This is a genomic window from Rhodanobacter sp. LX-99 (assembly GCF_018599185.1).
GTDB lineage: Bacteria > Pseudomonadota > Gammaproteobacteria > Xanthomonadales > Rhodanobacteraceae > Rhodanobacter.
The window spans coordinates 1,381,651-1,393,069 of record NZ_JAHFVL010000001.1; the positions used below are offsets into that span (position 1 = coordinate 1,381,651).

The window sequence follows — 11,419 nt, forward strand, 5'->3', positions numbered from 1 at the left end:
GGGATGCCTGGGAACAACCGCCACAGTTTACGCGTACCCATGAAGGAAGGGCGCCATCCGGCGCCCTTCCCGATCACGCCTGCGCCAGCATCAAGGCTTGCTGATGGTGAACTTGCCCACCGAGATGCCCAGGTTGACGCCTTGGCCGGTACCGGCCAGCGCCAGCGAGGTGGTGCCCTTGGTCAGCACCTGCGCGGAGGAGCTCTTCACCACGCCGGCCTCGGCGCCAGCCTGCACGTAGTCGCCGTACACGTCGGAGATGTCGTGCACCTTGCTGATCTCGCCCTTGCCGTTGTCGATGTGGTACTTGCCGGCGGTGAGGCCGCCGCCGACCACGCCGATCTTCACGTTCGCACGCTGGCCATTGTCGCAGGTGATCGTGCCGCTGCCTTCGGCATGCTTGTAGATCAGCGACCAACCGGACAGGTTGTAGGCGAGATCGCATTTCACCGAGGCCTCGGCGGCCTGCGCGCCGCCGACCGGCAACACGGTCGCTGCGCCCGCGCAAGCCATTACCAGGGCAGCCATTCCAAACGTTCGCTTGATCATCGTCGTCTCCTTCAACCTTCTTACTGCGGGTGGGTGTTCGTGCATCGCGGATGCACGGCAGGAACCGGCAAGCCGCGGTGCGCAGATGGCAGGTTGTGCAGGGCAGCGTGACAAGCGCGTGCAGGAGCACGACCGTCCGTTCAGGTTCTCGCCGTTGATGCCGCGGTAACAAAATGCCGTGCAGACTGCCAACGGCGCGCAAGACGCGCCTGGTGGTCGTGGCGCGGCGGGCCATTCCGCACAGAACTCGACACGGCCCATGCCGGAGCAACGCAAAGGAGCACCATGGTCAAGTATTCACTGGTCGGTTATGACGGCTCGGAGGCCTCCCGCCGCGCGTTCCAGTTCGCGGTCGAACTGGCCCGCTGCAGCCACGGCCGCGTGCGCGTGGTGTCGGTGCTGCAGGTCACCGAGGGCGGCGCCGACGCATGCGCCTTGATGATCGCCGACACCGGCACCGAGCGTGTACAGGAGCTGCTGCAGGAACTGACCGCGATCGTGCCGGATGCGGCCGATCTGATCGACGTCGAACTGACCCTCGGCAGCCCCGGCGACGTGCTGCTGAGCCAGATCGAGCAGCACGGCGTCGACCACATCGTGATCGGCCATACCGAACGCGGCGCGCTCGCCCGCTGGCTGCTCGGCTCGGTGTCCGGCAACGTGCTGGCGCGTGCGCACGTGCCGGTGACGGTGGTGCGCTGAGGCACTGACCGGCAAGTCGGCCGGCGTTAATCCGCTGCCGCGATCAGGCCGTATCCTGTGTCATCTTCTTGTCACCTGAAGACGGGCCGTCAGTCGACGGGGCCATCGCCGCACCGGGAACCCGCTTGAATTATTCCACCGCCCTGCCCTGGACCCTGGAGAACATCGACCTCGACCGCATCGAGGTCGCCCGCGTGCGCCACGACGAGGACCTGTTCTTCCTGCTGTGCAGTTCGTCGTTCGTCGAGAGCGGCTCGGACCTGTACACGCAGAACCTGATCGACCATTTCGCCGATGATGAGGATTTGCAGGGCTGGCTCAGCCAGCACTGGCAACACGAGGAACTGCAGCACGGCCGCGCGCTGGCCGCCTACGTGCGCAAGGTCTGGCCGGAGTTCGACTGGGACAAGGGTTTCCAGACGTTCTGGAGCGAGTACGGCGCGGTGTGCACGGCCGAGCAGCTCGAACCCGACCGCGGACTGGAGCTGGCCGCGCGCTGCGTGGTGGAGACCGGCACCGCCAGCCTGTACCGCGCGCTCAACGAGATCACCGACGAACCGGTGCTGAAACAGCTGACCAACCACATCAAGAGCGACGAGGTGCGCCACTACAAGCACTTCTACCAGCACTACCAGCTGTATCGCGAGCGCGAGGGCTTCGGCCGCTACAAGGTGTTCCGCGCAATCCTGCGCCGGGTCAACGAGATCAAGAGCGAGGACAGCGACATCGCGCTGCGCCACGTGTTCAACCAGTGCTACCCGCAGCACCTGGGCAACGAGGCGGAGTTCCGCCGCATCAGCAACCGCGCCCAGGGCCTGCTGCGCCGGCACATCCCGGCCGGCATGACGGTGAAGATGCTGCTCAAGCCGCTGGACCTGCCGCCCCGCCTGCAGGGTGCGCTGGAAAAGCCGCTGGCGAAGATCACCGAGAAGCTGTTCCTGCACTGACGCTCACTGTGCGGCTGCCGGCTTGTCCGCGCTGCGCGCCGCGCTCTCGATCTGCCGCTGCTTCTGCTGCGCGAGCTTCAGGCTTTTCACGTCGATCGGGCGGATCTGCGTGATGGTGCAGGGGAAGTTGTGGCGTCCGGTGAGCACCTTGTCGAACCCCACCATCACCTGGTTGATGTTGGAGGTGAGCCCGATGCTGTTGACGAAGAGCAGGTCCTGGCAGCCGCCGAGATCCAGCAGCCACGCCTTGTTCGGCTGCGTGTAGACGGCCAGTTCGGTATCGCTCAGCGGCTCCCACGAGTACAGGCTGAAGAAGTTGAAGCTGCGCACCGGCGCGCCGGCCGCCGCCGCATAGGCGGCCTGACGCTCGCTCATGCGCTGCGCATAAGGCACGCTGGAGCAGCCGGCGCACAACAGGCCAAGCATCAACGCGCCGGCAGGGATCAGGGGTGACTTGGACATGAGGCGGTCCTCGGTGGAGACTCTTCTTGTCCAGACGCATGGGCGCCGTTTCGGTTGACGCCGCCAGGCGCGGACAAGCTACTTCTTGCCGCCCTTGCCCACGGCGGCCCACTTCGCCGGGTCGAAACCGCCCACCTCGTAGACCAGGGTCTGTTTCTTCTCGCCGTCGACCAGGGTGACGTCCATGCCGATCTTCTTCGCCTTGCCCAGCATGGCGATGAAGGCCTTGTCGTCGCGGATCATCAGCGCCGGCTCGCCGGTGGACGGCGCGAACGCCTTGATCCGCACCGGCTTGCCGTCGACCGTGGCGGCGATGGTGCAATTGCCGCGGCAGACGAAACCGGGCTTGCTGCCGTACAGGAACGCGCTCTGGCCCCAGCTGGTGTGCCGGCGCAGCACCAGCCGCACGCGGTCGCCGCCGGCGGGCTGGCTGTTCTCGATGGTGGCGGTGGACTGCGTGCCGCCGGCCATCGGCGCCACCTGGTACAGCCACAGCCTGGCCAGCCGGCTCTTCTCGCTGGTCTCGGTGTAGCGCTTCTCGATCGCCGGCAAGGTCTTCTGCACTTCCTTCGCGGCGTCGCTGTCGGGAAACCGCTTGACGATGTCCTTGCCCATCGACACCGCCATCTCGTCGTTGCCGATGCGCAGCAGCTGGCGATAAGTGTCGAGGTTGCGCGCCGCATCGGCCGCCTGCGCCTGGACTTGCTGCTGTTCGGCCGTCGGCGCGCCTCCCTGTTGCGAACAGCCGGCAAGCATCCAGGCGGCGCAGAAAGCCATCACTGCGTAACGGGGAAAAGCGCGATTCATCGGCGGCCTACCTGGCGGGAACAGGCCGCTAGCTTGGAACGATCCGCGGTCGCCATGCAACCGCGCCGGCTCAATCCGGCTGGCCGAAACGCTCGCGCAACGCGGCACGGTAACGCCGGCTGCAGGGGATCTTCGCGCCGTCGCGCATCTGCAGGCGTGCGTCGCCGCTTTCGAGCGGCTCGATCTCGGCGAGGTAATCGAGGTTGACGAAATGGCTGCGGTGCACCCGTACGAACCGCGCCGGGTCCAGCCGCTCCTCGATTCCGGCCATGGTGGCGCGCAGCGGATAGTCGCGCCCGCGCACGTGCAGGTTCACGTAATTGCCGGACGCCTGCAGCCATTCGATCTCGCTGGCGTTGAGCAGGAACTCCTTGCCCAGCTTGCGCACCAGGAAGCGCTCCGGCCGGTCGACCGGTTCCACCGGCGCGCCTTCGTCCGGCTCGGCCAGCAGGCGCGCCTCGCCCTGCTGGCGCAGCAGCCACAGCCGGTACAGCACCAGCGTGCCGACGATCACGAAATAGGTGCGCACGTCCTTGAGGTACTCGTAGCCGAAATTGACCCACCACGACGCGCCGAAAGCGTCGTAATGCTCGCCGGCAATGAAGTAGCCGAGCCTCCGCAGCAGATGCATCGCGCTCACGTGGATCAGGCTGAACGGGACGCTGAACAACAGGTGCAGCGGCAGGTTGCGGCGCCAGTTGTCGAAGCGGATCGGCCAGCGCCGTTCGAGCGCAATCACCCCAGGCAGCAGGGCCAGCAGCACCAGCAGGCTGCTCCACTCCCACAACCAGGGTTCCCATGCCGCCGCGCCGGCATGGTCGAGGCGCGAGTTGATGCTGTTGAAGATCCCGTTCAGCACGAAGAACGTCACCCAGGCGCCGACCTCGAAGGGCCGCCGCCAGCGCTGGTAGATGTCGAAACCGGGAGTCGTGCCCATCCGCCGGAGTTTACCCAACTCGTCCCGCCATTCGTCCCTGCACGCCGCGATTCGTCACAGCAGCCCGGCGGACGGTCACTTCGGGCAGGACAAGCCCTGCACGGCAACCCAGGCTGGAGCCACTTTCACGCACGGGAGTGCCGCCATGAACCGCCGCCACGATATCGACGCGCTGCGCGTCCTCGCCTTCGGCCTGCTGATCCTGTACCACGCCGCCATGCTGTACGTGGCCGGCGAAGGCTGGGATTTCCATCTCAAGAGCAGCCACACCACCGAATGGCTGCAGTACCCGATGCTGTTCCTCAACCGCTGGCGGATGGAACTGCTGTTCCTGGTTTCCGGGCTGGCGGTGAACTTCATGCGCCGGCGCGGCAGCCTCGGCCGGCTGGTCGGCAAGCGCAGCCTGCGCCTGCTGCTGCCGCTGGTTTTCGGCGTGCTGGTGGTGGTGCCGATCCAGCCCTACGTGCAGGGCCTGTCGAACCACCTGGTCGAGCCGGGCTTCGGCCACTTTCTGCTGCGCTACTGGAGCGGCGGCCCATGGCCGGCCGGCGCGTTCACCGGCTGGCAGTACGGCTTCACCTGGAATCACCTGTGGTACCTGCCGTATCTGTGGGTGTACACGATGCTGCTGCTGGGCGCGATGCCCGCGCTGGAATCGCGGCTGGGCCAGCGCCTGCGCGCCGTCGTGCTGCGGCTGCGCGGCCCGGCCCTGCTGTTGCTGCCGGCGATCCCGCTGTTCGCCTGGGATCGCCTGCTGGCCGGCCGCTACCCGTTCACCGGCGCCCTCTGGGGCGACTGGTATGCCCATGCGCTCTACTTCAGCATGTTCCTGTACGGCTATCTGCTCGGCACCGACACTGGCCTGTGGGCGGAGCTGGCGCGGCTGCGCCGGATCTCGCTGTCGTCGGCGCTGGCCTGTTTCGCGCTGTACCTGGCCGGCATCCGGCTGCTGCCCGACGCGGCGCCGACCGCCGTGTGGTGGATCGTGCATGCGCTGCGCTACGCGTATCTGTGGACGGCCATCTGCGCCGTGCTGGGCTGGGGCCATGCCTACCTCGACCGCCCGTTCCGCTGGCTGCCGTATGCACGCGAGGCGGTGTATCCGTGGTACGTGCTGCACCAGAGCCTGCTGTTGCTGTTCGCCTGGCGGCTGATGCCGCTGGGGCTGGGGCCGGTCGTCGAGCCGGTGCTGATCGTGCTGGCCACGGTGGGCGGCTGCGCGCTGCTGCACGAGTGCGTGATCCGCCGCGTGCGCTGGCTGCGGCCGCTGTTCGGACTCGACGCGGCGCCTTCGCGCACCCCGCGGACCGCCGCCAAGATGCCGCAACCGGCCGACGATCTGGCCTGAACTTCAGGTTTCGCTGGCCATGCACGAGTCCAGGTGTTCGACCCGCAGGATTTGATCGAGCCAGACCTGCCGGCTCCACTCCGGCACGTCGGGCCGTTCCAGTTGTACGGTGGCGTTGACGCCTTCGCGCTCGTCGGCATCGCGGAACAACTGCACGTTCGGCCGCGTGGTGATCACGCCGTCGCAGCTGCTGCCATCCTTCAGCAACAGCACCACATGGCCGTTGGCCGGCAGTTGATCGACCAGCGACTCGAGCTTTCGGATGCTGCCCTGATCGGTATAGACGCGATTCGCCTGTCTGCCCATGGGATTCGCCTCGCATGACTAGCGTGTTTGTTCACGCTAGTCGCCAAAACGGAAAAAACCTGTCAATTCGCCCGTCTGGCAGCTGAACAGTCGAGGTACTTGTCGGCACTTGCAGCGGGTGTCGGCGGCACTCCTGCCGGTGCGACGGCGCTGGACGCCATCGGTTGCATGCGGAAGCCGCTGCACGGGAAGAACCGGCAGCGGATATCCTGCGAAGGTCAGCCGACACACGGAACCGTCCCATGATCGCCACCTCGCCCGCCGAATTCCTCGAAGCCTACGCCGCGCTGGCGCCGCTGCCGGAAGCCGCGGCGACCGCGCGGGCGGCGTTCCTGGTCGCGCCTGCCGAATTCGCCCTGGCGGAGGAATCGGCACGCGACAACCGCTACATGGACATGAACCTCGCGGTCAATCCGCTCAAGGCCCTGGCCCAGCACACCGCGCTGGCGCAGGCGTTGCGCGCGGACGTGCCGGTGATCACCTTTCCCGGCAACCCGGCGACACCCGACGCGGTGTTTCCGAACAACGTGTTCGCCACGGCGCCGGGCCGACTGATCGTGGGCCGCATGCGCCACCCCGTGCGCCAGCGCGAGGCCGAGCGCAGCGACATCCGCGCGTTCTTCGGCGAGCTGCTGGGCTATGACGAGATCGACCTGTCCGGCTGCGACGACCTGGTCGCCGAGCTGACCGGCTCGCTGGTCATCGACCGTGCCCGCGGCGTCGGCTACTGCGGCCTCAGCGAGCGCTGCGACATGGCCGGCGCGCAGGCGATGCACAAGGCGTTCGACCTGCGCCTGACGTACTGCTTCGAGCTGGCCGAAACCGAATACCACACCAACGTGGTGCTGGCCCTGCTGGCCAGCCGCGCCGTGATCATCGCCGCCGACGGTTTCCGCGATCCGGCCGCCGCGCAGGCGATCGCCCACGCCTACGGCGACCGCGCGATCTGGCTCGCCCCGGCGCAGAAGCGGGCCTTCGCCGGCAACGCGATCACCTTGTCCGACGACCGCGTGTGGATGAGCGCCTGCGCCGCCGCCGCGCTCACCGACGAACAGTGCGAGGCGCTGGCCGGGTACGGATTCGCGATCGGCGCGGTGGGGCTGGGCGAAATCGAGAAGGCCGGCGGCAGCCTGCGCTGCTGCGTGGGCGAGATTTACTGAAACCGCTGCCACGCCGTTGCGCCGGTGGCCATCGCGGTGCATTCTCCGTGGATGCCGTCGATTTTCCAGCCATCGACACCACGCCCGCAGACGCTCTGCCTGGTCGCGCTTGCCGCCGGCCTGTTCGGCCCGGGCGCGATGGCCGCCACGCCTGCGGGCGGGCGCACCTGGGCCAACCCGGTCGATCTCGACTATCGCTATAACTACGAGCAGATGAACGAGGGCATCTCGTACCGCACCGGTGCGGATCCCGCGATCGTGCGCTACGGCGATGGCTATTACCTGTTCCTTACGCTGGCCGACGGCTACTGGCATTCGAACGACCTGGTGCACTGGCAGTTCGTGCAGCCGGATCGCTGGCCGTTCGACGGCCCGGTGGCGCCGGCCACCCTGGTCGCGGACGGCAAGCTGTTCCTGATGCAGGCGGCGATGGAGCCGAAGCCGCTGCTGTACTCGACCGATCCCGCGCATGGCCACTGGCAGTTCTGGACGCGCCTGCTGCCGGCGGTACCGGGCGCGGTGTGGGGCGGCCACGAGAGCGCGATGAAACCGGGCGACCTGCCGCCGGGACCATGGGATCCGGGCCTGTTCCGCGACGAGGACGGCAAGACCTATCTGTACTGGGATTCCTCCAACGTCTTTCCGTTGTACGGCGCGCAGATCGACCTGGCGCTCGACCACGCCGGCGAAGGCGAAGGCAAGCGGATGCGCTTCGTCACGAAGCCGGTCGCCCTGCTCAAGGCCGATCCGGCCGCGCACGGCTGGGAGCGCTTCGGCCAGGACCATACCGACACCAGCATCCAGCCCTACGTCGAGGGTGCCTGGATGAACCGGCATGGCGACCGCTACTACCTGCAGTACGGCGCGCCCGGCACCGAATACAACGTGTATGCCACCGGCGTATACGTCGGCAGCAAGCCGCTCGGACCGTTCACCTATGCGCCGTACAACCCGGTCGGCTACAAGCCCGGCGGCTTCGTCGTCGGCGCCGGTCACGGTTCCACGTTCCAGGACGCGCATGGCAACTGGTGGAACAGCGGCACCATGTGGGTGGGCCTGAACTGGAGGTTCGAGCGGCGCATCGACTTGTTCCCCGCCGGCTTCCACGCGGACGGCCAGATGTGGGTCGACACCCGTTTCGGCGACTTCCCGCAGCGCATGCCCGATCACCCGCTGCATGAAGGCGAGAGCACGTTCACCGGCTGGATGCTGCTGTCGTACCGCAAGGCCGCGCAGGCTTCGTCGCAACGGCCGGAGCATCCGCCCTCCGAAGTGACCGACGAGAATCCGCGCACGTTCTGGGTCGCCGCGAACAACACCGCCGGGCAGACGCTCACGCTCGACCTCGGCGGCCTGCGCACGGTGCGCGCGGTGCAGGTGAACTACGCCGACTACCAGTCCGGCCGCTACGGCGACGCGCCCGACATCGTCACCCGGTTCCGCCTCGAGGGCTCTGTCGACGGTCGGCAGTGGAGCACGCTGGCCGACCTCTCGCACGAGACGCGCGACCGGCCGAACGCCTATCTCGAACTCGACCATCCGGCGCGCATCCGCTACGTGCGCTACGTACACGGTCACGTCGGCGCGCATACGCTGGCGATCTCCGACCTGCGCGTGTTCGGCAACGCCGACGGCCCGCCGCCGCCCGCGCCGGTGCTGGTCTCCGCGCATCGCCTGGCCGACACCCGCGATGCCGAGATCGTGTGGAAGCCGGTGCCCGGCGCGGTGGGCTACAACGTGCGCTGGGGACTTGCCGCCGACCGGCTGCACGAGACCTACCAGCGCTTCGCCGACCAGCCGACGCGGTTGACCCTGCGCTCGTTGAACAAGGGCGTGAAATACGTTGTGGCGGTGGAGGCCTTCGACGAGCATGGCGTGTCCACCCTGTCGCGGACGGCCGTGCTGAACCCCTGATCCTGCGCAGGCGCCGGCCGCACGTGCCGCATCCACGCACGGCCGGCCTGGCAACGCGCGCTGCGACAGGGTGGCGAATACGTCCTCGGCTGAATGGGCGACGCGGCCGCGCGCCGCTGTCCACGCCCCGCTCACGGCGGCGCTGGCAGCCTGTGATGCCAGCCTGAGGAGAACAGTCATGCGCAACCGTGATGAGATCCAGCGCCAATTCCAGGACGCCGGCGAGCGTGCCGGCGAACGCGTGCGACACTACGCCGATGGCGCGGTCGAACGCGCGCATCATCTGTACGACCGCAGCCGCGAACTGCGCGCACGTTTCGGCCAGCACGGCGATTCCTACAGCCGCCGGCTGGCGCATGCGGCCGAGGATTTCGCCGACGAGGCGAACTACCACTACCGTCGCCTGCGTCGGCAGGTGAGTCGCCACCCGGCTGCCACGGCGGCGATCGTCGCCGGCACCATCGGCGCCTTCCTGCTGCTGCGCCGCGCGTTTCGCAGCGACGACGAATGAACGCCTGACACCCGTCTGACTCCAGCGCTCTCGCACCGACGAAAACCCGCCCTGGGCGGTTCGTCGGCCGGCCCGCCGCCGCCACCGACGTGGCCTCGCCGCTGCTAAGCTGGCCGCCTCGTGCCACGACGGTCGCCCATGCGCCAAAGAGACATTACCTTCCATCACCCCGTGGCGTTCTGGCTGGGCTGCGCGGCGGTGGTCGCGGGCGTACTGGCGCACCTGCCGATGCTGGCGATGGCCGCGCCGATGCATTACCAACTCGCCGGCATGCCGATGGACAACGCGATGCTGGTCGGCATGGCACTGGTGCCGCTCGGCGTGCTGCTGGCCGGCTATGGCCTGATGCCGCGGATGGAGCAGATGCGGCGCACCCTGCATCCTGATCGCAGCCCGCTGCCATTCCACGCCGCCGACCACGTACCGCTCAATCGCGAGCACTGGAAGCTGGTGACCGTGCTGACCGTCGCGCTGGCGGTAGACGTGATGAAGCCGGCCACCATTGGTTTTGCGATGCCGGGCATGTCGGCCGAATACGGCATCAGCGGCTCGACCGCCGGATGGCTGGCACTGTCGGCGCTGACCGGCACCGTGGTCGGCTCGATCGTGTGGGGCCGGCTCGGCGATCTGTTCGGTCGTCGCGCCACCATCCTGCTCTCGGCGCTGATGTTCATGGGTACCGCAATCTGCGGCGCGATGCCGGCGTTCGGCTGGAACCTGGTGATGTGCTTCATGATGGGCGCGGCCGCCGGCGGCATGCTGCCGATCACCTTCACCCTGATGGCCGAGACCATCCCGACCCGGCACCGCGGCTGGCTGCTGGTGGCCCTGGGTGGCGTCGGCACCTCGGCCGGCTACCTGCTCGCCTCGGGCGCGGCCACGCTGTTCGAACCGACCTACAGCTGGCGTGCGCTATGGCTGCTCAACTTGCCCACCGGCGCGCTGATCGTGTTCCTCAACCGCTACATTCCCGAGTCGCCGCGCTTCCTCGCGCTGGCCGGACTGGAGGATCAGGCGCGCGCGGTGCTGCAGCGGTTCTCGGGCACGGCGGCACCGACGGCTGCGCCTGTCCACCCCACGGGCGAAGCGGCCCGGCCCGACCCGCATGCCTCCGCCCGCATCGGCATGCGCCAGCTGCTGCGCGGAAGGCATGCGGCGATCAGCTGGGGGCTGATGATGTGCGCGGTGGCCTGGGGGCTGGCGAACTTCGGCTTCCTGCTGTGGCTGCCGGCGAACCTGGTCAAGCTGGGCATCGATGCGCAGGCCAGCGCCGCGCTGCTGGCGCGCTCGGCGATCCTGGCGCTGCCCGGCATCGGCGTGGTGGTGTGGTTCTACCAGCGCTGGAGCAGCATCCGCACCCTGGTGCTGTTCATCGGACTGACCGCGCTGTCCCTGCTGTTCTTCTTCGCGATCGCGCTGGCCAACCTGCACTCGACGACGCTGACCATCGTCGGCACGGTGGCGCTGCTGCTCAGCATCAGCGGGGTGATCGCCACGCTGATCCCGTATGCGGCGGAGATCTACCCGGTGCACCTGCGCAGCACCGGCGCGGGGCTGATCGCCGGGGGCTCGAAGTTCGGCGGCATCCTCGGCGCGGTGATCGGCGTGGCCGGCCTGTTCGAGCACTTCATGCTGTCGGCGCTGCTGATCGCGCTGCCGATGGCAGTGGCCGGCTGGATGCTCGCGCGCAGCGGCATCGAGACGCGCGGCCACGGACTGGAAGCGATCCAGGACGCGCTGTCCCGGCCGTCGTGACCCCACCGCGGCGACACGGCG

12 protein-coding genes are annotated in these 11,419 nt (G+C 68.1%); 7 read left to right on the top strand and 5 right to left on the bottom strand.

Annotation, left to right across the window (positions count from 1 at the left end):
- Positions 1-90 precede the first annotated feature (90 nt).
- Complete coding sequence (locus KK131_RS06580) at positions 91-549, bottom strand: hypothetical protein (RefSeq protein WP_214555875.1); 459 nt, start codon at positions 547-549, stop codon at positions 91-93.
- Between the two features lie 285 nt (positions 550-834).
- Here KK131_RS06580 and KK131_RS06585 point away from each other — a divergent pair, with 285 nt between their 5' ends.
- Both KK131_RS06585 and KK131_RS06590 read left to right on the top strand, forming a co-directional pair.
- Positions 835-1,251 carry a universal stress protein gene (locus KK131_RS06585; protein ID WP_214555876.1) on the top strand — a complete coding sequence of 139 codons (417 nt, stop codon included), beginning with the start codon at positions 835-837 and terminating at the stop codon, positions 1,249-1,251.
- A 125-nt stretch (positions 1,252-1,376) separates the two neighbouring features.
- Positions 1,377-2,198: a ferritin-like domain-containing protein gene (locus KK131_RS06590; RefSeq protein ID WP_214555877.1), complete on the top strand. Its 822-nt coding sequence runs from the start codon at positions 1,377-1,379 to the stop codon at positions 2,196-2,198.
- A gap of 3 nt (positions 2,199-2,201) precedes the next feature.
- On the opposite strand, the gene KK131_RS06595 is transcribed toward KK131_RS06590, so the two are convergent.
- From KK131_RS06595 to KK131_RS06605, 3 genes are all read right to left on the bottom strand, one after another.
- A complete protein-coding gene (locus tag KK131_RS06595; protein ID WP_214555878.1) occupies positions 2,202-2,660 on the bottom strand; it encodes a DUF6491 family protein in 459 nt (152 codons plus the stop codon).
- A 78-nt stretch (positions 2,661-2,738) separates the two neighbouring features.
- Complete coding sequence (locus KK131_RS06600) at positions 2,739-3,467, bottom strand: hypothetical protein (RefSeq protein ID WP_214555879.1); 729 nt, start codon at positions 3,465-3,467, stop codon at positions 2,739-2,741.
- 70 nt (positions 3,468-3,537) lie between these two features.
- Positions 3,538-4,404 (bottom strand): LytTR family DNA-binding domain-containing protein, encoded by an 867-nt coding sequence (locus tag KK131_RS06605; protein ID WP_214555880.1) that lies wholly within the window; start codon positions 4,402-4,404, stop codon positions 3,538-3,540.
- Between the two features lie 145 nt (positions 4,405-4,549).
- On the opposite strand from KK131_RS06605, the gene KK131_RS06610 reads away from it, so the two are divergent.
- Positions 4,550-5,752 carry an acyltransferase family protein gene (locus KK131_RS06610; RefSeq protein WP_214555881.1) on the top strand — a complete coding sequence of 401 codons (1,203 nt, stop codon included), beginning with the start codon at positions 4,550-4,552 and terminating at the stop codon, positions 5,750-5,752.
- Positions 5,753-5,755: 3 nt separating this feature from the next.
- Here the strand turns inward: KK131_RS06610 and KK131_RS06615 are convergent, their stop codons facing one another.
- Positions 5,756-6,058 (bottom strand): DUF3247 family protein, encoded by a 303-nt coding sequence (locus KK131_RS06615; RefSeq protein ID WP_214555882.1) that lies wholly within the window; start codon positions 6,056-6,058, stop codon positions 5,756-5,758.
- Between the two features lie 242 nt (positions 6,059-6,300).
- Here KK131_RS06615 and KK131_RS06620 point away from each other — a divergent pair, with 242 nt between their 5' ends.
- From KK131_RS06620 to KK131_RS06635, 4 genes are all read left to right on the top strand, one after another.
- Complete coding sequence (locus KK131_RS06620) at positions 6,301-7,218, top strand: arginine deiminase-related protein (protein ID WP_214555883.1); 918 nt, start codon at positions 6,301-6,303, stop codon at positions 7,216-7,218.
- Between the two features lie 51 nt (positions 7,219-7,269).
- Positions 7,270-9,132 carry a family 43 glycosylhydrolase gene (locus KK131_RS06625; protein WP_250887039.1) on the top strand — a complete coding sequence of 621 codons (1,863 nt, stop codon included), beginning with the start codon at positions 7,270-7,272 and terminating at the stop codon, positions 9,130-9,132.
- 178 nt (positions 9,133-9,310) lie between these two features.
- The gene (locus tag KK131_RS06630) at positions 9,311-9,643 is read left to right on the top strand and encodes a hypothetical protein (protein ID WP_214555884.1); all 333 of its coding nucleotides are present in this window, start codon (positions 9,311-9,313) and stop codon (positions 9,641-9,643) included.
- Positions 9,644-9,781: 138 nt separating this feature from the next.
- Entirely contained in the window at positions 9,782-11,398 is a 1,617-nt protein-coding gene (locus tag KK131_RS06635; protein ID WP_214555885.1) for an MFS transporter, read from the top strand.
- The last annotated feature ends 21 nt before the right edge of the window (positions 11,399-11,419 follow it).